The organism is Shewanella sp. (assembly GCF_041630135.1).
In the GTDB taxonomy this organism is placed as follows: Bacteria; Pseudomonadota; Gammaproteobacteria; order Enterobacterales; family Shewanellaceae; genus Shewanella.
Genome location: NZ_JBFKLW010000049.1, coordinates 1 through 23657, shown reverse-complemented (window position 1 = coordinate 23657; position 23657 = coordinate 1). Strand labels below are relative to the sequence as shown.

General features: G+C 51.1%; 20 protein-coding genes, 1 tRNA gene and 2 rRNA genes. 11 read left to right on the top strand and 12 right to left on the bottom strand.

Annotated features, from left to right (window positions below):
* Positions 1-46: 46 nt before the first annotated feature.
* The 3 genes from ABYK60_RS13290 to ABYK60_RS13280 all read left to right on the top strand — a co-directional run bounded on the left by ABYK60_RS13290 (position 47) and on the right by ABYK60_RS13280 (position 4671).
* Positions 47-1831: a DUF3413 domain-containing protein gene (locus tag ABYK60_RS13290; RefSeq protein ID WP_372872506.1), complete on the top strand. Its 1785-nt coding sequence runs from the start codon at positions 47-49 to the stop codon at positions 1829-1831.
* A gap of 168 nt (positions 1832-1999) precedes the next feature.
* A tRNA-Pro gene (locus ABYK60_RS13285) sits at positions 2000-2076 on the top strand.
* A 441-nt stretch (positions 2077-2517) separates the two neighbouring features.
* Positions 2518-4671, top strand: coding sequence for a diguanylate cyclase (locus ABYK60_RS13280; RefSeq protein WP_372872505.1), 2154 nt, complete (start codon positions 2518-2520; stop codon positions 4669-4671).
* A gap of 80 nt (positions 4672-4751) precedes the next feature.
* Here ABYK60_RS13280 and ABYK60_RS13275 read toward each other — a convergent pair whose 3' ends face one another.
* Both ABYK60_RS13275 and nadE read right to left on the bottom strand, forming a co-directional pair.
* Positions 4752-6227 (bottom strand): alpha/beta hydrolase, encoded by a 1476-nt coding sequence (locus ABYK60_RS13275; protein WP_372872513.1) that lies wholly within the window; start codon positions 6225-6227, stop codon positions 4752-4754.
* Between the two features lie 122 nt (positions 6228-6349).
* On the bottom strand, positions 6350-7180 hold the full coding sequence (nadE, locus tag ABYK60_RS13270; RefSeq protein ID WP_372872504.1) for an ammonia-dependent NAD(+) synthetase: 831 nt from the start codon (positions 7178-7180) through the stop codon (positions 6350-6352).
* Positions 7181-7289: 109 nt separating this feature from the next.
* On the opposite strand from nadE, the gene ABYK60_RS13265 reads away from it, so the two are divergent.
* A complete protein-coding gene (locus ABYK60_RS13265) occupies positions 7290-8105 on the top strand; it encodes a helix-turn-helix domain-containing protein (protein ID WP_372872503.1) in 816 nt (271 codons plus the stop codon).
* Complete coding sequence (locus ABYK60_RS13260; RefSeq protein ID WP_372872502.1) at positions 8102-8767, top strand: LysE family transporter; 666 nt, start codon at positions 8102-8104, stop codon at positions 8765-8767. The genes ABYK60_RS13265 and ABYK60_RS13260 overlap by 4 nt, the downstream gene beginning before the upstream one ends.
* A gap of 116 nt (positions 8768-8883) precedes the next feature.
* On the opposite strand, the gene ABYK60_RS13255 is transcribed toward ABYK60_RS13260, so the two are convergent.
* Both ABYK60_RS13255 and ABYK60_RS13250 read right to left on the bottom strand, forming a co-directional pair.
* Entirely contained in the window at positions 8884-10218 is a 1335-nt protein-coding gene (locus ABYK60_RS13255) for a sigma-54-dependent transcriptional regulator (RefSeq protein WP_372872501.1), read from the bottom strand.
* On the bottom strand, positions 10215-11795 hold the full coding sequence (locus ABYK60_RS13250; protein ID WP_372872500.1) for an ATP-binding protein: 1581 nt from the start codon (positions 11793-11795) through the stop codon (positions 10215-10217). Before ABYK60_RS13250 ends, ABYK60_RS13255 begins: the two co-directional genes overlap by 4 nt.
* A gap of 434 nt (positions 11796-12229) precedes the next feature.
* Here ABYK60_RS13250 and ABYK60_RS13245 point away from each other — a divergent pair, with 434 nt between their 5' ends.
* Entirely contained in the window at positions 12230-12934 is a 705-nt protein-coding gene (locus ABYK60_RS13245; RefSeq protein WP_372872499.1) for a hypothetical protein, read from the top strand.
* Between the two features lie 115 nt (positions 12935-13049).
* Positions 13050-13397 (top strand): hypothetical protein, encoded by a 348-nt coding sequence (locus ABYK60_RS13240; protein ID WP_372872498.1) that lies wholly within the window; start codon positions 13050-13052, stop codon positions 13395-13397.
* A gap of 21 nt (positions 13398-13418) precedes the next feature.
* On the opposite strand, the gene ABYK60_RS13235 is transcribed toward ABYK60_RS13240, so the two are convergent.
* From ABYK60_RS13235 to ABYK60_RS13225, 3 genes are read right to left on the bottom strand one after another with little or no spacing between them, the layout of a single operon-like run.
* The gene (locus ABYK60_RS13235) at positions 13419-14915 is read right to left on the bottom strand and encodes a PhnE/PtxC family ABC transporter permease (RefSeq protein ID WP_372872497.1); all 1497 of its coding nucleotides are present in this window, start codon (positions 14913-14915) and stop codon (positions 13419-13421) included.
* On the bottom strand, positions 14912-15637 hold the full coding sequence (locus tag ABYK60_RS13230) for an ATP-binding cassette domain-containing protein (RefSeq protein WP_372872496.1): 726 nt from the start codon (positions 15635-15637) through the stop codon (positions 14912-14914). The genes ABYK60_RS13235 and ABYK60_RS13230 overlap by 4 nt, the downstream gene beginning before the upstream one ends.
* Before the next feature lie 2 nt (positions 15638-15639).
* A complete protein-coding gene (locus tag ABYK60_RS13225) occupies positions 15640-16494 on the bottom strand; it encodes a putative selenate ABC transporter substrate-binding protein (protein WP_372872495.1) in 855 nt (284 codons plus the stop codon).
* 178 nt (positions 16495-16672) lie between these two features.
* Here ABYK60_RS13225 and ABYK60_RS13220 point away from each other — a divergent pair, with 178 nt between their 5' ends.
* Both ABYK60_RS13220 and ABYK60_RS13215 read left to right on the top strand, forming a co-directional pair.
* Positions 16673-17347 carry a response regulator gene (locus ABYK60_RS13220; RefSeq protein ID WP_372872494.1) on the top strand — a complete coding sequence of 225 codons (675 nt, stop codon included), beginning with the start codon at positions 16673-16675 and terminating at the stop codon, positions 17345-17347.
* Positions 17348-17350: 3 nt separating this feature from the next.
* Positions 17351-18700, top strand: a complete 1350-nt coding sequence (locus tag ABYK60_RS13215) for an ATP-binding protein (RefSeq protein ID WP_372872493.1) — start codon at positions 17351-17353, stop codon at positions 18698-18700.
* A 45-nt stretch (positions 18701-18745) separates the two neighbouring features.
* Here ABYK60_RS13215 and ABYK60_RS13210 read toward each other — a convergent pair whose 3' ends face one another.
* Entirely contained in the window at positions 18746-19438 is a 693-nt protein-coding gene (locus ABYK60_RS13210) for a 2OG-Fe(II) oxygenase (protein ID WP_372872492.1), read from the bottom strand.
* 109 nt (positions 19439-19547) lie between these two features.
* Here ABYK60_RS13210 and ABYK60_RS13205 point away from each other — a divergent pair, with 109 nt between their 5' ends.
* Together ABYK60_RS13205 and ABYK60_RS13200 are read left to right on the top strand one after the other, a co-directional pair.
* Positions 19548-20804, top strand: a complete 1257-nt coding sequence (locus ABYK60_RS13205) for an HD-GYP domain-containing protein (RefSeq protein ID WP_372872491.1) — start codon at positions 19548-19550, stop codon at positions 20802-20804.
* A gap of 156 nt (positions 20805-20960) precedes the next feature.
* Positions 20961-21266 carry a DUF3135 domain-containing protein gene (locus ABYK60_RS13200; RefSeq protein ID WP_372872490.1) on the top strand — a complete coding sequence of 102 codons (306 nt, stop codon included), beginning with the start codon at positions 20961-20963 and terminating at the stop codon, positions 21264-21266.
* Positions 21267-21268: 2 nt separating this feature from the next.
* On the opposite strand, the gene corA is transcribed toward ABYK60_RS13200, so the two are convergent.
* The 4 genes from corA to ABYK60_RS13180 all read right to left on the bottom strand — a co-directional run.
* The gene (gene corA / locus ABYK60_RS13195; RefSeq protein WP_372872489.1) at positions 21269-22216 is read right to left on the bottom strand and encodes a magnesium/cobalt transporter CorA; all 948 of its coding nucleotides are present in this window, start codon (positions 22214-22216) and stop codon (positions 21269-21271) included.
* A 101-nt stretch (positions 22217-22317) separates the two neighbouring features.
* Positions 22318-22671, bottom strand: a complete 354-nt coding sequence (locus ABYK60_RS13190) for a hypothetical protein (protein WP_372872488.1) — start codon at positions 22669-22671, stop codon at positions 22318-22320.
* 180 nt (positions 22672-22851) lie between these two features.
* Positions 22852-22967, bottom strand: a 5S ribosomal RNA gene (gene rrf / locus ABYK60_RS13185).
* A gap of 252 nt (positions 22968-23219) precedes the next feature.
* Positions 23220-23657: ribosomal RNA gene (locus ABYK60_RS13180) — 23S ribosomal RNA — on the bottom strand; the annotation flags it as partial.

Here is a 23657-nt window from a genome sequence, read left to right as displayed (position 1 = left end):
TAAGATACCAAGGTGTTAACCAGCCCCAAGGAAAAGAGCGAGCGGCATGGTCGAAAGGAAACAGCAACTGGTACGTGACAAGGTCTCCCGGTTGGTCAATTGGGGCCACTGGTTTGCCCTGTTTAATGGCTTTCTGGCACTGATTGTTGGCAGCCGCTATCTGGAAACCGTTGGCCTGCCTGACACCCTGCTTGGTTGGGGCTATTTAGCCATGGCCAGTGTCGGCCAGTTCGCTTTTCTTGCATTTCTTGTCTATTTGCTGGTGCTCTTCCCTGTCACCCTACTGCTGCCCTATTCGAAAATCCTTCGGGGTCTTGCGGCAACCGTCGCGACACTGGGGCTGTGTGTGCTGTTGTACGACACCATAGTGTATGACGATTACGGCGTACACTTATCCCCCTTTGCCTTTGATGTGGCCTGGGCTGACTTGCATTCACTGCTCAGAGGTACCTCATATATTGTTACCCCCATAGGGATTCTGGCATTGGAGCTTACCGCCGCCAACTTCCTGTGGAAACGCATCGGCAAAATAGAAAAGCGCCATCTGGGTGGCAAAGTGGCGGCCGTCATTGGCGCCTGCTTTGTGGCCAGCCATGTAGTCCATATTTGGGGTGATGCGGCCGATGTGAAGGACATCACCCGCTATGATGACGCTTACCCGCTGTTTTATCCGGCCACGGCCAAAAGTTTTATGGAATCCCACGGCATAGACAGCCGTGACCGTGAAATTAATCCAGACGATTTACAGACCTTAAGCTACCCGTTATCCAGACTTGAGTGCAGCGCCACCAGCCAGCCCAATGTACTCTTGCTGGCAATAGACAGCCTGCGCGCAGATATGGTCAATCCGCAGACTATGCCGTTTTTAAGTGCATATGCCACAGCAAATCAGCAATTCAACAAGCATTTGAGTGGTGGTAACCAGTTCCAAAGTGGCATGTTTTCGCTGATGTACGGCCTGCAGGGCAGTTACATGGGCGCATCAGACTTCCAAAAACGTACGCCGGAACTGACTCAGGGCTTTTTGGCGGCGGGTTATCAACTGGCTCGGTTCGGCCCAGCCTCAAATGAGCTGAGCCCAAGGCCACTGGCTATTCTCAACGATTTTAGTGCGACCCTGGCTGAGGATGGCGAATCCCGAGCCCTGGCAGACATTCAAAGTCGAGAAGCTTTTGATAACTGGCGTAAAATGCAGCGTGGCCCCTGGTTTGCACTGGTGAACCTTGGCGCAGGTGAAACCTACGACACCCCCGTCGGCTTTGCGGGCATTGAAACCATCAAGGCACCAGCCGGCATGGTAGCGGCTCAGCGGGTACTGTTTAATCAATACCGCCAGTCACTTTATTTTATCGATGGTGAAATCAAAACCTTGGTTGAGTCACTGCCAGCTGAGACGCTGGTGATTATCACGGGTGTCAGCGGTAAGGCCTTTACCAGTAATGAAGCCGAAGCGCGTCGCGATTTATCGCCCCAATCGGTGCGGGTGCCAATGATTATTCACTGGCCCAAGGGTGAAACTGGGACAGTGAATTATGCCACCAGCCACCATGGCCTGGCGCCAACACTGATGACCAAGGTGCTGGGGTGCACCAACCCTGCCACTGACTACAGTTCCGGACGGCAGCTGTTATTGCCCAGTGAGCAGCCTTGGGTCTATGTGGGGGATAATCGTTTCTTCGCTATTTATCAGGATGATGAAATCACCGTGATTGACCGCCACGGAAAATACGACATCTACAGTGCCGACTTCCAAACCCGCCTGCACAAGAAACTGAGCGCACCGGATCTTATTCAGGTGATGCGCGAAGGACGCAGGCTGTATCACCACTAAGCCCAATGGCGGCGGGCGTTTTATGACAAAAAGATGGCTTAGAACACAAACTAGGCAATCAAACCAAATAGTTGTTATCAAGGCTTGCGCTGCATGCTGGCTCTTGATAAAGTTCGCCTCGTTGAGACGGTAACGACTTTCAGTCACTGCGCAGCCACTCAGCATTATCGGTATGTAGCGCAGCCCGGTAGCGCACTGTCATGGGGTGTCAGGGGTCGGAGGTTCGAATCCTCTCATACCGACCACATTCAACGAAAAAGCTCAGCTGCAAAGCTGGGCTTTTTTGTTTTTATCGGCAGCGCAAAAGCCATTAAGCCGCTGTGGCCTTTAGAGAATACTGCGTGGATGGGGTGTCAGGGGCCATCGGCCGAGTGTCGGACCATCGCCTCCTCTCATACCGACCACATTCAACAAAAAAGCTCAGCTGAAACGCTGGGCTTTTTTGTTTTTATCCGGCAACGCAAATACCTTAAGCCGCGGTGGCCTTAGTCCACCAAAGCGCTGAGAAATGATGAAATACAACAGGGTTCATTGTTTATTAGCCGTCCATACTTTCATTATCCGTAAAGGTAGTTCCCCCTCAATGTGGCGTGATTTCAGCCAAACATTCTGCTAACCATTGTGATCCGTTCGGTTACATTCTAAAGTAACCCTCAGATACTTTGACAGTTTTAGGTGCCAACTCCTTGCTTCCCTTTTTATCAACCTCTGCCGCACGCAGCACACTGGTATTGGCAATCTGTGGCTTGCTGGTAAATCTGTTTCCCGTACCTTTGTTTGCCAATGTACAGTTGATATTGGGTAACACCGCCTATGTCATTGCCGCCATCCTGCTGGGGCCCAGATACGCAGTGATAGTGGCTATGGCCTGCGCATCCGGTTTGTATTTCATATGGGAAACTCTGCATGTCTTCGCGCTGTTTCCGCTTGAAGCGCTGATATTGGCGCTGGCGAAACGGCGTGGAATATATTCACTTTACGCTGGCGTAGGCTTTTGGCTTTTACTCGGGATGCCGATTTTTTACCTTTACGGGCTCGCATTCACCTCACTACCGTCAAGTCATCTGCCCTTTATTGTCATTAAACAAGCTATCAATGGTTTATTCTACATTGGTCTTGCGGGTCTTATTCTGATGATGATGCCGACAGTGAAGGCCATCGCCAGTATGCAGCACAAGTCACCGGTTCGCTTTGCTGATCGGCTCACATATAGCTTTACCCTGTTTATTTCACTGGCATTGTTACTGGCAGCACTGCTGTTCAATCAGTTTTTTATCGAACGCCAACAGGATTTGCTGAAACAGAATCTGAAGGACAACGCTGTTCATCTGAGTCAGGCCACATTTGACTATCTGCGTGAGCACCAAAAAGCCATTACTCAGGGGGCGCTTTGGTTGTCGATGATGGCTGACGAGCCTGAAAAACAACAGGGCTGGCTGACACAATTCAACCATGGTTATCCTGCATTTTTAACCATGCTTATCACCAATGAACATGGAAACATCATCGCCGCAAGCCCGGTCGAACGAATGATGGACGATGCCATTCAAAGTGGTGAGTATTCAGTCGCTGACCGGCACTATTTCAAAGAGGCTTTCTTTAACCAAAAAGCCTTTATTTCACCGGTGTTTCTTGGCCGGGGATTTGGCAGCGACCCCATAGTAGCCATCAGCGCTCCGGTTTATGGAAAAGTCAATACAACGCGTCCTTTGGGTATCATAGAGGGTTCACTTGATTTAAGCCGATTTGTCCTTATAGACCAGCAGAATCGCCACCATGGAGACCAATCTCTGCTGTTGATTGACGACAATAACAGGGTTATTTACGCCTCAACTGATCTCGACATTCCATCGTTGAGCGATTTCAAGTCAGCCAAGAGCGGCGAGAAATACCGAACAGAGCTGGATCTTATCAATCTGCATGATCTATCCAACACCAATCCCGAATATATCTATGCCCAGGAAAGCCTGCCCAACGGCTGGCGACTGATGGTGCTGACGCCATTTGCACCGTTAATGAAACTGGCTGAAACGCAGTTTTTACGTACTTGCCTGCTACTGATAGCCAGTATGCTGGTGAGTTTTTATCTGGCCAGGATGATCAGCCGTATGCTGACAAGTTCGCTGGAAACCATTGCCGAAGAATTCAGTGGTCAGACGGCTCATGGAACGCCTTTGCCTGATGATGCCCCCGCAGAAGTACAAACCTTATATCAGCGGCTGAAGATCAGTCAGCAACAGTTGATGAATCATCAACTTGAACTGGAAGAAAAGGTCGCTACTCGGACATTCGAGCTTGAAAAAGCCAACCAACAGCTAAAGTCGATGGCTGAGCGGGACTCGCTTACCGGGCTCTATAATCGCGGCTATGCCGTATCGCGGTTCCCGCCGATACAGGCCAAGTCGGAAGGAAATGAAGAAGCGATTGCCGTTGTGCTGCTGGATCTCGACTTTTTTAAAGCCATTAATGATAACCATGGACACCTGGCAGGAGACGAGTGCCTGCGCCAAATGGCGAATCTTCTGATACAGGACTTTAATCGCGACTCTGATCTGGTGGCACGATACGGCGGTGAGGAATTTTTACTGATATTGCCAATGACCAATGCATTGAAGATAGAGCTGCACTTAAATCAGTTCCGTGAACGTCTGGCCAATCATACGATAATCAATCCAGCCAACGGTGAACCCATTAGCATGACAACATCTGTGGGGGCGCTGGTGGCAAACGCTGGGTTTTCCGAGCAGTTGGACGTTTGGATCAAAATAGCTGACGACAATTTGTATCAGGCAAAGGCATCGGGACGCAATCAGGTCATCTGTACTGTAATCAAGAATTGAATTGCGTCTTCCGGCGCATGCGACCGACATTGGCTCCCTGGTATCGACCTGCAGCGTTAATCATCAGCATCAACAACGCCCTATTCCGCCTCGGCAGCAGAACTGTCGAACAAGGCTTTTATCCTTGCAAGCTGAAAATCATAAAACGGGTTCCACTTCTGACGCAGCATTTCATCGGCACTGACTGCATAAATGCCACGCTCACCACGGGAAGCTGCTGCACCGATCTGGATCCTGTCTTTGTGCGTTGAAAGCCCCAGTCCATAAAGGCTGTCCGACTTGGGAAACGGCAGTGCCACATGGGATAACGAATAGACATTTTCTGGCCAACTGCGATTAAGCGGCACCGCTTCACCCGCAGGGTTCACTGGCTGCCACTCGACCAGAAGAGAATAACTGCCATCATCAGACTGCTGGTTCTGTACCAGCCCTACCCTGGCCTTTATCGCCGGTGAACTGTACAGCGGCTGCAGTTCATTTCTGGGATCCCGCAGGGTTAATCGTTGATTCACCGGGCTGCGATTAACATCAAAGAGTACCAACTCATGGCGGGCATCATTCAATTTCAGATACAGTGATTCAATTACGGCGCGGCTTGAAACTGTATCATCCGCCATTGACTGAAATGTCAGCATTGCAGGCAACAACGCCTTTTGAGCATCACTCAGGGACGATAATAACCGCTGATTTATCTGAGCCAGTCGATACACAACATCTCCGGCATTCACGGCAAAGGACATATACTTGAACGGGTCGTACTCCATACCAAGAGCGTTCCAGGCGAGTTTCTCCAGTCCCAGCCATTCACCCAGACGAGCCTGCCAATAGGCTCCCCTTGCTACCGGAGCAAGACCAATGGCCGGCGATAAGAACACCATGGCATGGCTGTCTGGGATCTCACCAGCCTTAATACGTTCAAGCTCGTGATGCAAAGCCAGCCCAGCCCCTGTTGAAAAACCAACGATATAGAGCGGCCGCTTTCCCAATCGGGATTTCAGGTGGCGAACTGCCAGCGAGACTGCCGCACTCATATCCTGCCATTGCAGGGTCACCAACCCCGATGGCACAGTGCCATGACCCGGCAGCCGTAATCCGAGAATATGGGCGTCAGCCTTAAAATCCAACGCCAGATTGGATAAAGCATAAGGCGAGTCTGACATACCATGTATAAACAGCACCCCATATTTGGCGTTATCGTTACGCCACTCATAGCTCCAGTTCCAATCCTGCCGCCAACGGCTGGGGTCTGACAGGCTGCCACGCTCATAACGATTCACGGGTGAACTGCCATCGGGCGCTGCGCTGGCAAAGCCATCGGCCACTGCGGCTATCTCTGCCTTAAGGCGCTTCTCTCGGGCCAGATAGTCGCTAAAACTGGCATCCGGACTTTGATGGGTAAAACGATGTTCCAGGACCTTGGTATGCCATGGCGCCAAATCGGCGCGGCTGTTCAAAAACCAAATACCAAACCCGAGCGCGGTAATCACAACCCCCAATGTGGCATACACAGTGGCTATCACCAGGTGCTTACTGGTTTTAATCAGCAGCGTTTTTATCATATCAATTTACCGTGCTTTCGCTGAAACAGCAGTCATCACATCCAATGTCAGCGCCGCAGGCCAGCTTGTCCAGCCGAACAGCCCATCGTGAAAACGCCGGCATCAGCCGGCGTTTTGGATTAATCGTAAATAGTCGGAATCGACTGACGTTTATGCTGGGTAGCTTTGTATATCCCCAGCAACTTGTCTTCCACCAACTTAGAGACCTCTTTGCCTTCGAGGAAATCGTCAATCTGATCGTAGGTCAGCCCCAGTGCCACTTCGTCTTCAAGACCTGGACGGTCACATTCCAAATCTGCCGTAGGTGCTTTGGTCACCAGCACCTCGGGCGCGCCCAAATAGCGGGCAACCTGTCGCACCTGACGCTTATTGAGGCCAAACAACGGCGCCAAATCGCAGGCACCATCGCCCCATTTGGTGTAAAAACCGGTGATATTTTCGGCGCTGTGATCAGTCCCCACCACCAAACCTCCGGTCAGACCGGCAATTTCATACTGGGCAATCATACGCATCCGCGCCTTGACGTTACCTTTGACAAAGTCAACCTTGGATTGCTCGGGCAGATCAAGCCCAGCTGCCTTGAATCCGGCCAGAGTTTCTGCATGCACACCATCACTGCCGGAGCCCACGTTAACGGTAACCAGCTTGGAAGGCTGAATAAACTGGCACGCCATCTGGGCTTCATGCTCATCTTTTTGTACATGGTACGGCAGGCGTACGGCAATAAAACGGTAGTCGCTGCTACCGGTGTCGCTGTTCAGTTCATCCACGGCTAACTGACACAAACGGCCGGTAACTGACGAATCCACCCCACCGCTTATCCCCAGCACCAGTGTTTTACTGTGGGCATCGCGTAATTTGGCTTTGATAAAGGCTACCCGTCGCTGCACTTCAAAGTCCGGTGTAATGGCTTTGAGAACCCGCATCTCACGTAAAATCTGTCCTTTCACACTTCACTCCGCTGTCGCAAATTTGTATTCACGCCGCTGCAATATTTTTCTAGCCTGCGGCCGGAACTGCCCCGTAAACTGGGATAAATTGTTTCACATCAGGTGGCAGATGCAACAGGAAATTCTTGAATTCAGACAAAGCCGCACCTTCAAAGGGGCGGAGCTGAGCCATGGATTTTTGCGCCAGTTCGATTTTGGCCGCCATGTCCATGAAGATGTGCACTTTGGAGCAGTGATAAGCGGCGCCCAGGCGTTTCACCACCGTGGCCAGCGCTATTGCCTGAGCGCAGGCGAAGTCTCAACACTGAGCCCCGATGAATGCCACGACGGCGCCGCCGCGACCGAAAACGGTTATGAGGTCAGGGTGTTGTCATTGCCACTGGAACATCTGGCGAGTGCTGCAGCCGAGCTTGGGGTGAAAGAGACCGGGTTCATCAAGCCGCTGCGGCGCGATAAATTGCTCTATCAGCACTTTCTCAACCTGCATGGGCTTTTGTATCAGCAGCAAAATCCCCTGATGGAACAAACCGCATTACTGGACTTTTGTGAACGGCTGTTTGGCGTCAGTCAGGCATCGCCAAACCCGATTTCTCACAGCTGCCATCAGGTGCAGCTTGCCAAGGCCATGTTGGCCGACAGCCCCGAGCCTGTGACATTGGATGAACTTGGCGATGCCACTGGCCTTGGCCGCTATAAACTGCTGCGCCGCTTTCGGGCCGCCACAGGTATAAGCCCTCACCAATGGCAGCTGCGACTGCGGCTGGAGCGCGCTAAAAAGAGTCTGATGTTGGCCCATGATATGTCGCTGACAGATGTGGCTCACGCCCACGGTTTTTGCGATTTAAGCCACTTTAGCCGCCATTTCAGGCAAGCATTTTTAACCTCACCCAAGGCCTACCGACAGGCAACCTGGAACCACAAATGATAGACATCACGCTGCTTGGCAGCATCGCCCTGATCCACACCCTGGCACTGGCAAGCCCTGGCCCTGACTTTGCCATCATGCTCAGAGTCGCAACCCGTCAGCCACGGTCTGTGGCACTTATGGCCGCACTGGGGATAGCACTGGCGATTTTGGTGCATACACTGGCAAGCCTTACCGGTCTTAGCCTGATAATCCACACCACGCCCTGGCTGTTTGTGTTGGTGCAGGCGACAGGTGCCATTTATCTTGGCTACATGGGCGTGGGCGCCCTGCTGTCGGTTAGAAAGCACTGGGCCGAACGCCAGAGCCAGCAACTGGCCGATACCCCGGCCGTGGACGAGCCATCCCTTGGCAATGCCCGCGGGCTCAGGCTGGGCCTTTATACCAATTTGTTCAACCCCAAGGCGCTGGTGTTTTTCCTGACGTTGTTTTCCGCCATGGTTGGCCCTGAGGTTAACACCGAAACCCGCTTAAGTTTGCTGCTGCTGATGTTCGCCCTCTCCTTTGCCTGGTTCGGATTGCTGGCGCTGCTGCTGACCAAACCCGGCGTTAAGCAGACGCTGGTGCGTATCGGCCCTGTTATTGACCTTATCACTGGAGCACTGTTCCTGATGGTGAGTATCGGCATCCTTGCCAGCCTGGTGAGCGAGCTGCTGACCTAGCTTTTTAGCCGGCAAAAAAATTCACTCGCGTTTCAAAGCTATCCGCAAAAAACAAAAGGCCGCACTCAGGTTATCACTGTGCGGCCTTTTGACATCTGCAGATGAACCGGCAAACACTACACCAAACGGTGTTTTTCCAGGCGATATAAAAATGCCTTGTAACTCATACCAAGCCACCTGGCGGCCTTGGTGCGGTTGCCATCGAAGCGGGCCATCGCCTGGGCAAGACAACGTGCTTCAAATGCTTCCCACTCAATACCCTCATCGGGCAATTGCCATTCATCTTTCGCGGTGACGGCCATGCCTTCCTGTGTCAGTTCTGCTTCATCGCCCAATAGCACAAAGCGCTCTATCCGGTTGGAGAGCTCCCGCACATTCCCCGGCCAATGGTAATCGAGCAAGAAGCGCATCGCCTGATGGCTGATATTGGCCACATCCAGCCCATACTGACCCGAGTGCAACCGTAAAAAATGCTCTATCAGGCGGCCTATATCTTCACGTCGCTCCCGCAGCGGCGGCATCACCACAGGCACCACATTCAGGCGGTAGAACAAGTCTTCGCGAAAGCGTCCTTCGGCCACTTCGAGGCGCAGATCCCTGTGGGTAGCTGCAATCACGCGCACATCCAGCTGCTGCTCTTTTTGGGCGCCAAGACGGGTGATAACCCCTTCCTGCAAAAAACGCAGCAGCTTGGTTTGTTGCAGCAGCGGCAGCTCGCCCACCTCATCAAGAAAAACTGTACCGCCATCAGCCGCTTCCAGTTTGCCCACCTTCAGCGCAGTGGCCCCGGTAAAGGCGCCCTTTTCGGCACCAAACAGTTCGGCTTCAGCCAGATTTTCGGGAATGGCACCGCAGTTAATGGCGATAAATGGCTTATGGGCACGGCGGGAAAGCTGATGTAATGCCCTTGCAGCCAGCTCCTTCCCGGTGCCACTCTCGCCGCCAATCAGCACTGTGGCATCTGTGCCACTGACCCGGCTTAAGCGGTCAAATACCTTCTGCATACAGGGCGCCTTGCCCACCAGCCCCACCAGTGATTGCTGCTGCGACAAGGCACTGCTGAGCGCCTTGTTTTCACGCTTAAGTGCCTGGGAGCGCGCCACTTTAGAGATAGCCAGCAGCAGTGTCTGACGCTGATAAGGCTTGGTCAGGTAATCGTCAGCGCCGGCCTGAATGGCATCCACCGCATTGGTGATGGTGCCGTAGGCCGTGGCCATGATAAAGCCCAACTCCGGAAACTCCCGCTTGACGAAATTGAGTAAATCCATGCCACTTAAGCTGCCAAGCTTCCAGTCGGAAAAAACCAGATCCGGTGTGCGGGCCTTAATTTCGACAATGGCAGCCTCAACGCAGTCGGCTTCCCGAATGCGGTAGCCTTCACTTTTGAGCATGGAAACTATCAGTTCCCGCTGCCCCGGCTCATCTTCGACGACCAATATTTCCAGCGTCATCTGCTCTCCCCATTGCTGAAATACACACTCACACGACTGCCACCCTCGGCAAGCTGCTCAAAACTGAGCCTGCCGCCATAGTGACTGGCGAGCAAGCGACCGGCAATATAGAGCCCCATACCTGTTCCCTCAGGTTTAGTGGTGACATGGGGTTGCCCAAGGCGGGCTAACAGTTTTTCATCAATACCTGCACCCTTATCATTCACGGTAACGCACAGCGTTTCTTCCTCACGGCCAAGGATTATCTCAAGCCAGGGATGAGCCGCATCTGGTTGTGCTTCAATGGCATTAATGATGACCGCATGCAAAATACTTCGTACCTCAGACTCAAGTCCGGCCAGTCTGAACTCAGTGTCAAAGCCTGTTAATCGCAGTTCTGGCGTGATTCCAGCCACTGAAAGTTCAAGCAGTATGTCCTGTACCACTGCGTTGACTGGCACGCATCGGCTACGGTCAACCTCGCTGGAAGACAGTGTAAGCAGCGACTGAATATGTTTATCCATCATGGCAATTTTTTGCTGGATCAGACCGAGTTGGCGGGAGCGCTCACGAGAGTCATCGGTAATACTCTGATTTTCCGCGAGTAAGCCGAGTGTATGCAGGGGGTTACGCAGACTGTGGGCGATACCACGGGTAATTTCCCCCAGCTCTGCCAAATGCTGCTGATTTGCCATCTGTTGTTCCCGGGCACTGAGGAGGGCAAGCTTGTCGCTCATGGCATTGAAACCTTCCAGCATTTTTTTGATTTCATCAACGCCGCGCGGTTCAACCTGATACCCCAATTCTCCCTCCCCCAACTTGCGATGCCCAACAGCCAGCGCAGTTAAAGGACCACTTACCCGGCGGCTGAGCCAATACACAAAAATCAGCGCCAACAGGGAGGACACCAATATCAATGCAGCCATCCATTCGCGAAAACGGCTCAATGCTATGGAAACATTGTTTTGCCCGAGATCCAGATGACGGGACACCATTTGCTCGCCGCCGGTAGCGGTGCGAACCACCATCACACGCGCGCCATCACCGGTTTCGCTGGTGTTTATTGTAAGGGTATCGAGAGACTCATGCAGTGCCTGCTGATACTCATGGGTCAGCAGCTGTTGCATACGGGACAGGTTTTCAAGTTCCCTTGAGAGGGTTTCGCGGATACGGGCATCCTGCTCTGTACGCGGCTGTGATTGTTCATGTTCAAACTCCGCCCTCTGTTCAAGCTTTGCCTCTACGGCTGCCATGGCACGGCCAACCTCAAGCTGTTGAAGTTCAATGATCTCTGACTGACTTGGCAACTCGACCCTGAGCGATTCAAGCAGCTGTCTGTCCTGCTCAGAAAGCCCCTCACCGTCCTTGCTCAGTGAAACACCATCATCAGCGTCAACATGAGCTTGCTGAACAAACTGTATTTTATCACCCAAATCTTCAACTACTATGTCCACTAACTGCCGCGACAAGGCGAGAGAGTCTTTTTTCAATTCATCGTCGAGTTGTTGCCTGAGTGCTTCTCCAATTAATAATTGACTGAGACTCAGCAGTAAAATAAGTCCACCAAAAAGAGCAAACAGATAATGTTTTATCGACATCAGCCCATCCTGTCTCGTTGTATATGAGGATTAACCAAGGGTACAGCGTTTATCGACAAGCCCCCCGATTCCCCCCTTCACCGCGGTGGCTGTGCATCAGTAATCAAGCCAGAGAGCTAACCGCATATAAGGCATAACAAAAAGCATGCCATTTGTGCCTAATGATGTCCCAGTCTGCCCGTGAAAAATATTCTTACTAATCAGTTAGTAAACAAAATAGTCCAGAGTAATTTCTGTGTCAGCCCGAATCAAACTGCAGCATGTACGCAAATAAGGAAACCCGCCTCCCGAAATAAGGAAACCAGCGCCTCGGATTTTGCGCAAATTAAACACATCCAATTGTTTTACATAAAATTTGCCGTTTTGGCACGCAAATCGCGTTAATCAGGCTCGACCCTTGGTCAATTTCTATTTTCAACAAAAGGATAATTGCGATGAAAAACCATGCGCTGCTAACTTCGGGTTTTGCTCTTACAGCCTTACTTTCAACCATGCTGCTTAGCGGCGAGCTTTTGGCTGCACCATCCAGTCTGCCGGCAGAAAACGCTGTATCGTCCACAGAAACCAAACCAGCGAACGAGCTCACAGAGGAAGTCACACTGGAAGCTGACTCCCCCAAGAAAGTACAAATCACAGTAGTAAAAGATGGCGAGAGTTCACACTTTACTCTGGAAGGAGATGAACTCACTGATGAAGCGCTTATCGATAACAAACTGTCAGTGCTGGACGATGAGAGTCGTGCCGATATCATTAGCACTCTGCAATCCATTCGCAGCGGCAAAACCCATATACTCAGCAAAGAAAGAGTTGCCCAGCTCCAGGCTCTGAAATCAGAACTCAAAGCCCGGGAAGTGGAAATAGAAGCACGCGGTGAAGAAATGTCTTTATTGGGTGAAGACATATCCAAACTTGGAGATACGATTTCTGAAATTGTGGTATCCAGCGTACAACAAATTGATTTGGATGAAGATGGACACAGAGTCATGGTATTGCATCATGCTGGGGACAATGAGTTGGCGATGGCACTGCACAGTATCGATGGTCAGGCTATACAATTCAGTATGCTCAAAGAGCTTCTCAAAGACAGTAAGCTGACCGATGAGCAACGGGACGAATTGAAAGCTTTACTGAGCAACTGAGCAAACCGCGCACCCTGTCACCGTAAATCATGGATATGTGATGCAGCTTAAAGAACACTGACTCAGTTCCCGTTAAGCTGGCATCACAATCCAGACTGTTTTGATAGGGTATTTTATGTGGTGGCGTGTGTTATTGATTGTGTTGGCCTGTTTGCTCACCGGTGCGCACTTCTTAAGATACAGTAATCTCGTTGGTGCGCTGGCCTTTGCCGCGGCACCTTTGTTGTGTTTTGGCCGCGAATACGCATTGCGTGCTTTGCAGCTGGTGCTGCTGGGCGCTGTGGTTGCGGTATGGGGCGTCGCAACCTTCGATTATGTGAGCATGCGCCTTGCCACAGGTGCCCCCTGGATACGCCTGCTGTGTATCATGTCGGCGGTAATGGTATTTGTTGCCTTTGCTGCCTGGTGCTGTGAAGGCATAATCCGCCTCAAACGCACCAAAACACTGGCGCCAGCAGCATAATATTGATGAGATATTAATGCGTTAGCAGCGTTCCCGCTGACGGCTCTCCTGCCCAAGGGCACGGCGGGCCGCGGCATCAACCGCCACGTTCACCAAAGCAATTACCGCCATCAGCACCAAAGCGCCGGAGAAGCGAATTTCCGAAAAATTGCTGTCGATGTAAAAGCCCAGCGTCGCCACGCCGAGCATGCCAAGAATGGCGGTTTCCCGCAAAATCACTTCAAACCGATAAAACAGCAGCGCCATCATGCCCGGATAAATCACCGGCAGCACCCGATAGCCAAAGCCATCCAGCCCCGCTTTATCCTCAGCCCCCGGAAGAATTCGATTAGCATTGCGGCTGGTCAAAAACGCTATCAAGCCGCTGTTGTGCAGCGCCAGCGCCAGAATAGCCGGCAACATTGAAGGGCCAAGCAGCAACATAAACACAAACGCCAGAATATACTCGGGTACCGAGCGCAGCAGCAGTTGCCAGCCACGGCTGAGCCAGTCGCCAAGGCGCCCCACCAAAGGCCGATAACCAAGGGGAAGCATCACCAGCACCAGGATATGGGTAAGCCCCAGCGCTGCAAAAGCCAGCAGCAGGGTCGCGCCTATACCGGGCAATGCCTGATTTTTAAGCAGCGCCATCAGCCAACTGGTTGTGTCAGCGAGCATCGGCAGCAGGGTGAGTTCACCGCCAAACCACTGACGAATGGCATAAGGCCAGATATCTTCACTGACAAAGCGCCAGATTAACATGCCATCTATAGCGGCCACCGGCGGTAAGAACACCACCGCAGCTGCCAGATACAAAGGCAATAAGGCCTTTTTGCACCAATAGGGCAAGGTGCCAATCAGCACTATAAACAACATCAGCAGCGCCGCACCCTCACTGTAGTGCCCCTGCTTGAAAGCACTTTCCAGATGGAAGCCCAGGGTCGGCATCCCCACAAAGCCAAGCACAGCACTGCTACGAAGCGCACACTCAAAGCGATAGCGCACATAGGCCTGAAGCTCCGGCAGAACATGCACTACCTTGGCATACACATAGCGACTCACTGCATCTGTGCCAGCCGGTAAGGTTTTGCCTGTGTCTTTGGGGGCGCGGCACAGAATGTCATGAAACACCCGCGCAAAAGTGGTGCCGTAGGGGAGCGCCAGCGCCAACACCCCGCTAATGGGGGACAATCCAAACAGCTGCAAAAACAGCAGCGCCCAAAAAAGCTCGTGGATAGCACGGATAAAGGCGCAACCGGCTGCAACCCAGGGTCTGTGGTACACCAGTGACAGCGGAATACCGATAACAAGCCCCAAGGCAACACCAAGCAGTGCAAAGCTGACCGTTTGCCACAGGGCTTCAAACAGATGATCGGTGGCCAGAAAGTCAGGGGAAATAAAGCCCTTGGCCATGCGGCCCAGTTCATTCCATGGCTCGAGGGCAATAATCTCGGTATCAGCAAAGAAAAAAGCGCCGAAACACACCAGCCACAGCCCCAGGGTCAGCCGCTGCCAGCGGCCAAAAAAGCCTGTTATCACCGGGGTTCTCCCGGGTGCGCTGCGGGTAAATATTCTTGGCTTAAGTTGTCGTGAGCCGCATTAGTTTCATCTTCAGCGGAATAAAAACGGTCTAAATCCGCCAATTGTAAGCTGGCAGCCGGTGCATCCAGCTGCAAGCCGCCATCGGCAAGCCCAAGAATACGATCGAAATGGGTCAGCGCCTGATGACGGTTGTGCAGCACCATCACCACAGTTTCGTGACTGCGATTGATATGCTGGATGACCCTGTCGGCCATGGCAGGATCGAGGGCGGAAACCGGCTCGTCCCCCAGAAAAATGGATTTTTGCTGATACAGCGCCCTGCCAATGGCTACCCGCTGCCGCTGACCGCCGGACAAGCGGCTCACCAGGGTGGAGGCAGGCATATCGAGCTCAAGGCTTTGGCAAATCTTGTGCACTTCATCCAGACGCGAGCCGAACGGTCTTACAAGATTAGCAAGGTTATACAAAGCATGATGGCGGGCCAGCGCCCCCATATAAATATTGTGGAAGAGGCTTAAGCCCTCGACCAGCCCCTGGCTTTGGGCACACAGGGCGGCATCAGCGGCCAAACCTTGATGCAAATGCGCCAGTAAGGTTGACTTGCCAGCGCCAGAGGCCCCCAAAATTGCAACTTTTTGCCCCTTCCTAAACGAAACCGAGAGATCGCTCAGGATCTCCCGGTCACCATAGGCAAGGGTTAAGCCTTGAATATCAAGCATAATCAGTCGATAAGACCGATGGCTTTGGCCACATCTTCAACTGGCTGATAGTCTTCGTTATCAGCAGGCACAAATGACTGACGGGGGAAAGAAGACAGCAGTTCAGGGTCTTTCATCTCCAGCAATACCTTGGTGACTTTATCTTTAAAGCCGTCGCCATAGGTTTTGTTTACATCGCCACGAATAGTCCATTGGTAGTCAGGGTAAGCCGGACTTTCCCACAGCACCTGTACCTTGCTGGTGTCAACTTTGCCGGCTTCCACCATAGAGTCCCACACCTTGTAGTTTACTGCGCCTACCTGATACACACCGGCCTCAACCTGAGTCACAGTGCGGCTGTGGTCGCCCGAGAAACCGACACGCTTAAACAGATCTTCAGGACGCTTACCCAGGTTGCGCTCAATATAGAACTGCGGCATCAGACGGCCAGAGGTTGAATCTTTGGAGCCAAAGGTAAAGGTGTAACCTCCAATGGCCGGGAAGTTTGTGCTCTGGGTCAGGCCAGTGCTGTGATGGGCAATGATATAGCTTTTGAAGAATTGATCTTCATAGCCCTGAGCAATGGCGTCGGAGCCTGGTACCAGACGACGTGCCTGTACACCTGACAAACCACCAAACCAGGCCAGCTGCACCTGATTATTACGAAATGCAGTCACAGCGGCGGAGTAAGACTTCACAGGCACGTACTTTACTTCAACGCCAAGCTGGGTTTCCAAATAGTCAGCCACTTTTTCGAAACGGCTGCGCAGCTTGGTTTCATCTTCGTCGGGAATAGCAGTAAAGGTAAAGGTGGTGGCATAAGCGACTGGAGCAACTCCGGCCAGCAGCACAAGCAGCAGCCTGGTGATGTATTTCATGGGGATAATTTCCGCGGACAATTTTTGCAGGGATTGTAACCTATCCACTCAGGCATACAAGGGCTTGAGCCCTTACCGGTCAGCGTTCATTAAGAATATTCGTCATAGAATAGTGGAAAATTTTTACTCTCAAGCCTTTAGCACGTAAACTGGCCAAAATTTGCATGGGAACCCTGTTATGAGAATTCTGGTTGTTGAAGATGATCCTTTGCTGTCACATCACCTCAAGGTTCAACTCAGTGAGCTGGGCAATCAGGTACAGGTGGCCAACACGGCTCAGGAAGGCTTTTTTCAGGCGACCAATTATCCCATTGACGTGGCCATTGTGGATTTGGGTCTGCCGGATCAGGATGGTATTGAGCTAATCACCCGCCTGCGGGATGCAGAGCTCAAGGCGCCCATACTGATCCTGACCGCCCGGGTTAACTGGCAGGACAAGGTGGAAGGTCTTAATGCCGGTGCCGATGATTATCTGGTGAAACCCTTTCAAAAAGAAGAGCTGGTTGCCCGTCTCGATGCGTTGGTACGCCGCAGTGCCGGATTTGTAAAACCCAAAATCACTTCAGGCTCGCTGGAGCTCGACCTTGCGGCCAAACAGGTTACTCTTGATGATGCCCCCTTGGAAATTACTGCATTTGAGTACCTTATTCTGGAGTATTTGATGCGTCACAGCCATGAAGTAGTCGCCAAACAGCGACTGCTTGACGTAATTTACGGTGACAAAGAAGGTGACCCCAACACCATTGAAGTGATGGTAAGCCGACTGCGCAAAAAACTGACCCGCGATGGCACCGATAACCCCATAGTGACCATTCGGGGTCAGGGCTACAAATTCAACCTGCCCTGTCATTAAATCATGCGATTTAAGCTCAAGCCCAAACGTCGATTGCTGACAAGGATGTATCTGACATCCTTGTCCATCATTACCCTGGTTGGTTTTGGTTTAGCCTGGATGGTGAACATCCTTCATGCGCAAAACTCCTACAATGAAGAAACCGCTCAACTTATCGCCGAAATCCCTCAGGTAGCAGCGGAGCTGCGAGAGCACGATCTTATTCCCGACACCAGTGCCTGGCTGGAAGAAAACCGCAAAGCCGAACGTTATGTGATGGCAAGCTGCGATGACAGATTCAAGCAAGTATGGACCTCCTCCATGGCAGTCGACCGTGGCCTGTTTGATACCTGCGAGCGCTTTGCTGAAATCAAAGGAGAATCCCCCCCCTACTACCTGACTCTGTCCGACAATCGCGGTTACTACATCTACATGCTGTCAGTAGACATTGCCAAGGTTCATTACAATCTGCTGGTGATGAAAGACGCCGAAAAGCTGGAGCAGGAGTACAGCAAGTTCAGCCGCCGAACCTATTTCAGGCTGGCGCTGGTGCTGGTGCTGGCACTTATTCTGTTGGTCAGCGCCGCCTATTGGGGAATGCGCCCACTGGTGCGGATGCAGGAAGAGCTGAAATCCATCGCAGACGGCAAAGCCAAATCGCTCTCGGAGGGTTACCCTGTCGAACTTGAAGGGGTAACCCAAGCTCTTAACCAATTGCTGTTGCAATCGGCTGCACAGCAGGAACGTTACCAAAACGCCATGAACGACCTTGCTCACAGCCTGAAAACCCGTCTGGCAGCGGTGCATGCCATTCTGGATGACAGAGCGCTGCACCAACAGGAAGCCGGCGAAAAGGTAATGGAACAGGTCAGCCAGATGGATCATCTGGTGAAGTATCAGCTCAAACGAGCCATGCTAGGGCGTAAGGGGCTTAAGCAGGAACAAACCCCATTGCTGCCGCTGGTGACTCAGCTTTCGCAAATGCTGTTCAAAATATATCGCGATAAAGACGTGCAATTTTCGGCGCGTATTCCGCCCATGCTGCTGTTTCCGGGCGATAAAGGCGACATTATGGAGCTGTGTGGCAATCTAATGGAAAATGCCTTCCGGCTGTGTATTGGCATGGTCAGGGTCAGCGCCGAAATCAACAGCAGCGGTGAATTCGAACTCAGAGTGGAAGATGATGGTCCGGGAGTGGCCGAAAGCCTGCGCCAAAAGATAATTGAGCGTGGAGTCAGAGCCGACACCCAAAGCCCGGGCCAGGGCATTGGGCTTGCGGTATGCCACGAAATTGTATCGAGCTACAACGGCGTACTGACCATTGAAGAGTCCATTCTTGAAGGGGCCATGTTCAAGATCCGGATCCCTCTTTAACCAACAGCCAATGCGCTGATCTGCAAACAATTATAGCCTTGCAGCTTAGCCACCAGAGTATAATTGCTCGGCACGATTAAACATCACCCAGGATGTGGCTATGTATTTATCGCCGCTTACAGGCACATTACCCCTGTGTGTATGTGTAAAGCCAGCAGGCGCTATCACCATAGTGCCCTTGGTAGGCCTGAGCTTTCTATTTTGGTAGAAGAACTCTGTTTCGCCGCCCTGTTCCACATCGTTCAGGTAAAACATATACAACACAACTCTGTGCAATGCCTCATTGTGTCCGGCTTGAGGGAATTGTTCCGAATGCCAGTGCGGGTAACCGCCCTTCCCCATCGGGTATTTTTGAACGTTTACCGTGCCACTGCGATACAGATACTTCACCAGCGCATCCGCTCTGGGATGGCCAAGTGTGTCATAATTGGCGGGAGTGAGGGTTACGGCCTTGCCCTGTTCATCTGCAACCTGAACCGCCACAGCTCCCATTAAAGCCATGGAATACTTATCGAAGTAATCCACAGTACCTTTGAGGGCATAACCAAGCAACTCATTCCGAATAGGCAGCAAATCGTTGAATGCATCAAGGGTAATATCCCGGCTGAGCTTTTTTTCTTTGTCTACACCGTTGCCTGTTTTACCATCAACCACGCCAGAATGTTGCTCCAGCACATTAATTAAGCGATCGCACAGCTCAGGCGGTATCGCGTTTGGGTATACTTCGATAAAATCCATGTCACACTCGGGGAATACATACGTATTACTATGCTGACATGCCAGTTAAGTAATTGTAAAGTATTACCATTGGGCTAAACTTCACCCTATTGTAATTGACTGAACCCATATGAATAAAAGTTGTAAGGTACACGTCAACCAACTACAGGTTGGAAACTTTGTTCGCCTGCCAGTAGCTTGGAAGGACCACCCTTTTTTATTCAACAGCTTTCGCCTGAAGCAGGATGCCCAGATCCAGCTGATTAAAAGCCTAGGTATTGAACATGTGTTTGTGGATCTAGACCGAAGTGACGTTCCTCCGCTGACAGAAACTCCATCCTCCAGCAATAAACCTGATACCTCACTTGCGCCTCTGCGTGAGACTCTCGATAAGCAAAAACAAGATCAAATTGAAAAGCTCAAGAAAATGCGTCGGGATTTGGGTAAGACCGAGCAGGAATTCGACCGCTCACTTGCCAAAATGCGAAGTTTAATCAGTAAATTAAGAAGTCGACCTTTAAATGCAATACAGGACGCCGAAGCGCTGATCCAAGACATAACCAGTCAATTACTGGAAAGTGATAACCTGGTGTTGCATCTAATGGGGGACGCAAAAAATGACGATAGCATTTACTATCACTCACTCAACGTTGCAGTGCTGTGCATGCTTATTGGCAAAGAGCTTGGTTGGGAACGAGCTGATATCGAAGCCCTGGGAATGGGGGCACTGTTTCATGATGTGGGAAAACTAAAAGTACCTGCTCAAATATTGAAAAAACAGGCACCTTTGACCACTCCCGAACAGAACTTCATCAATCAGCACCCGGCGTTTGGAGCAGAGCTAGTGCGTCTCGCCGATACCTTTCCCGAGCGTGCTTTGCCAATTATTACCAATCACCATGAGTTCCTGGATGGCACTGGTTATCCCAAAGGGTTAAAAAAAGGCGATTTGTGCCAATTATCCCAGTTGGCAGCCGTTGTGAATGAATACGATAAACTTTGCCACCCCGATAATATGACCAAGGCGAAAACCCCCTATGCCGCGTTGGGCTATCTGTTTAAGCATTACAAAGGCAAACTGAACAATGAGTTTATCGGTCAGCTCATCCGGATGTTGGGAATTTATCCTCCCGGCTCGGTCGTTGAACTCAACAGCGGCCAGTTTGGCATGGTAATGGGAGTTAACATCAGTAAACTGCTATTCCCACGCATCATGGTTTATGATGCTCTGGTTCCAAAAGATCAGGCACCGATAATCGACCTCGAAGCAGAAGGGTTGAGCATTGTCAGGTGCCTTCCACCCGCCGCCATCCCCGAAAAAATCTTCAAGTACCTTAATCCCCGGGAAAGAGTCACTTACTTCTTCGGTCAGGACAGTAAAGGCTAAACAGATGCTGTGCCAATGCACAGCGTCTGCCCCACCTTATATAACTTGTAATATCGCAACGGTTCTTACTTAGAGCCAAGTTGTCTTGTCCGGATATGTCTCTTTGTCTAGTGTGAAAGAGTGACCATAAACGCCCGATGCGTTGAAGGGGGTAACATGACACCCTTACCAGATTTTGACACTCTATTATGGATGGCAGATAACAAGCCTGACGAACTGGAACAGCTTCGCAGCACCTTAAATCGTGAATTGATTGAAAGCTCAGAAAGCAACCGCGACCAACTTGAATGCTTGGTGTTTAATTTAAATTGCCAACTCGAACGCTGCAGTAATCCATACCATCGTTGTGTGGTTGCTATGAGTATGATGCGCAGCAAACTGAATACGCTTCACAATATCATTAACGAACCAGACTACCTTGCACGTGAAAGTGCTGTCATTATTCCGCTTTTCAAGGCCTGAGCCTACAACCAACGCTTTCGTTTAAAAAAGAAATAGGTGCCGGCAGCACTGGCTAGCATCATGGCAATAGCCATGGGGTAGCCATACTGCCATTCGAGCTCTGGCATAGTGGTGAAGTTCATGCCATAGCTGGACGCAATCAGGGTTGGCGGCAGAAACACCACAGCAGCTACCGAGAAAATCTTGATGATCTTGTTTTGCTGCAAGCTGGTAAGTCCCATTGCGGCATCCAACAGAAAGTTTAATTTATCGAAAATAAACTGGCTGTGGGGCATCAAAGATTCGATGTCCGTCAGCATCTCCCGCAACTCTTTCATATCGTCATCGGTAAGCTGGCCACGATAATAACGCTGCATATAACGCAAAGAGCGCTGAGTATCGAGCAAACTTAAACGGATTTTGCCGTTGGCGTCTTCCTGGATGGTGATGAGCTTGAAAACCTCATCCAGCTCCTGGGTTTCAAATACTTCTTCACCCACGTTTTCAAGCACCGTGTAGACGTCTTCAATCAAATCCGACAGGTAATCTACTTTCAGATTGAAAAGCTCGATAAAAAGCTCCTGAGGTGTCGACACTTCGAGCCGACCAAGACGCATATAGTTTCTGAGCAATCGGATAAGACCAACATCCTCTTCTCGGATAGTCAGCAGGAAATTGGTTCTGAGGTTAAAGGAAACGTTAACACCACGTACATCCTGCCCCACACGCTGTGGAAACAACGAATTGATATGCAGGCCATCACTGTTCTGGTAAAAACGGGCAGAGGCTTCAATTTCATTGATGTCTTCCTCATCGGGAAGCTCTTCCACCGAAAACTGTGCCAGCCAATCACGCTCATCATCTTCTGGCTTATAGAGATCCAGCCATAGGGTTTGGGGAGGAATAGGATCCTGAACGCCTAGCTCGAGTATGGTTAATTGACGATTTTCATACACATACGCAGTGATCATAGAGCCTCCTAACCCGTTCACATGGGGACAATCTTAAATCGCGGCTAGTTTACCCGATAACTGTGGAATAAAAAGCGAGTTATATGCAATAAGGCGTTGACTTACTGCTGGTCAGAGCTGGAGATCATAATACGCTCCTGAGACGACAGGCGAATTTTCAGTCCTTCTATGGTTTCCAGCTCTGATTGGCCAAGATCTCTTTTGCGCACTTTGAAGGCCTGGGTTTCCCCCTGTTCAGGCGAAACAATAGTCACAGTCAGAACCCGATTTCCATCGTACCATCGCCAGCCGAGCCACACTGAGCTCAAAAGCAGTACTGTAAACAGGGAACCCACCGCCAGATAGCGGGTCAGTAAACTACTGGCTGAAGCCGTAGGTGCGACGGGTTTGCGCTTTTTATAAGAGAAGTAAGCGGTGAATATCACAGCCAACGTCAGCAATATTTTCAGCAACATAGCAATCTCCCCAAAGCAACTGGGTCAGTTTACACCATGCGCGGGATAAGTTCTGTTAAGAAACTCTTATAAAGCAGGGGTGAAATCAAAATGCTGGTAGTTCGCATTGGAAAGTAGTCACTTATGAATATAAAAACGAAAAAGCCCCTGCTCAGCAGGGGCTTTTTCGTCTTATTAGGCGCTTGGCAATGACCTACTCTCACATGGGGAGACCCCACACTACCATCGGCGCTGCTCCGTTTCACTACTGAGTTCGGAATGGGATCAGGTGGGACCAGAGCGCTATTGTCACCAAGCATAAACTGTTCTGACTGGTTAATCTCTTGTCTGACTGCATTGTTCTTTCGCTCAAGTGCTCATGTAGCGCTGCTACACTGCGCCTTTCGCTCCGTCACAGCTTTGTCAGCCATGAGATTTCCTGCGCCAGGATTTCCAATCAGTTAATTCAGAAAGCTGATGCTCTATCGAGCTTGAGTTATCACTTCAATCAAGTCTGGTTCTTCAAGACTTATCTACTCTAACCATCAGTCAAAACCCATCTGGGTTGTATGGTTAAGCCGCACGAGTCATTAGTACAGGTTAGCTCAACGCCTCACAACGCTTACACACCCTGCCTATCAACGTCCTGGTCTCGGACGGCTCTTCAGTGGACTCAAGGTCCAAGGGAAGACTCATCTTGGGGCTCGCTTCCCGCTTAGATGCTTTCAGCGGTTATCGATTCCGAACGTAGCTACCGGGCAGTGCCATTGGCATGACAACCCGAACACCAGCGGTTCGTTCACTCCGGTCCTCTCGTACTAGGAGCAACCCCCCTCAATCTTCCAACGCCCACGGCAGATAGGGACCGAACTGTCTCACGACGTTCTGAACCCAGCTCGCGTACCACTTTAAATGGCGAACAGCCATACCCTTGGGACCGGCTTCAGCCCCAGGATGTGATGAGCCGACATCGAGGTGCCAAACACCGCCGTCGATGTGAACTCTTG

What these genes read in the sequence shown, in the direction of transcription:
- ABYK60_RS13250 (WP_372872500.1), bottom strand. Translation starts at nt 11,795, where the DNA reads ATGTCGATAAAACATTATCTGTTTGCTCTTTTTGGTGGACTTATTTTA.
- ABYK60_RS13245 (WP_372872499.1), top strand. Translation starts at nt 12,230, where the DNA reads ATGAAAAACCATGCGCTGCTAACTTCGGGTTTTGCTCTTACAGCCTTA.
- ABYK60_RS13260 (WP_372872502.1), top strand. Translation starts at nt 8,102, where the DNA reads ATGATAGACATCACGCTGCTTGGCAGCATCGCCCTGATCCACACCCTG.
- ABYK60_RS13255 (WP_372872501.1), bottom strand. Translation starts at nt 10,218, where the DNA reads ATGACGCTGGAAATATTGGTCGTCGAAGATGAGCCGGGGCAGCGGGAA.
- corA (WP_372872489.1), bottom strand. Translation starts at nt 22,216, where the DNA reads ATGATCACTGCGTATGTGTATGAAAATCGTCAATTAACCATACTCGAG.
- ABYK60_RS13190 (WP_372872488.1), bottom strand. Translation starts at nt 22,671, where the DNA reads ATGTTGCTGAAAATATTGCTGACGTTGGCTGTGATATTCACCGCTTAC.
- ABYK60_RS13230 (WP_372872496.1), bottom strand. Translation starts at nt 15,637, where the DNA reads ATGCTTGATATTCAAGGCTTAACCCTTGCCTATGGTGACCGGGAGATC.
- ABYK60_RS13205 (WP_372872491.1), top strand. Translation starts at nt 19,548, where the DNA reads ATGAATAAAAGTTGTAAGGTACACGTCAACCAACTACAGGTTGGAAAC.
- ABYK60_RS13220 (WP_372872494.1), top strand. Translation starts at nt 16,673, where the DNA reads ATGAGAATTCTGGTTGTTGAAGATGATCCTTTGCTGTCACATCACCTC.
- ABYK60_RS13200 (WP_372872490.1), top strand. Translation starts at nt 20,961, where the DNA reads ATGACACCCTTACCAGATTTTGACACTCTATTATGGATGGCAGATAAC.
- ABYK60_RS13210 (WP_372872492.1), bottom strand. Translation starts at nt 19,438, where the DNA reads ATGGATTTTATCGAAGTATACCCAAACGCGATACCGCCTGAGCTGTGC.
- ABYK60_RS13215 (WP_372872493.1), top strand. Translation starts at nt 17,351, where the DNA reads ATGCGATTTAAGCTCAAGCCCAAACGTCGATTGCTGACAAGGATGTAT.
- ABYK60_RS13225 (WP_372872495.1), bottom strand. Translation starts at nt 16,494, where the DNA reads ATGAAATACATCACCAGGCTGCTGCTTGTGCTGCTGGCCGGAGTTGCT.
- ABYK60_RS13290 (WP_372872506.1), top strand. Translation starts at nt 47, where the DNA reads ATGGTCGAAAGGAAACAGCAACTGGTACGTGACAAGGTCTCCCGGTTG.
- ABYK60_RS13240 (WP_372872498.1), top strand. Translation starts at nt 13,050, where the DNA reads ATGTGGTGGCGTGTGTTATTGATTGTGTTGGCCTGTTTGCTCACCGGT.
- ABYK60_RS13265 (WP_372872503.1), top strand. Translation starts at nt 7,290, where the DNA reads ATGCAACAGGAAATTCTTGAATTCAGACAAAGCCGCACCTTCAAAGGG.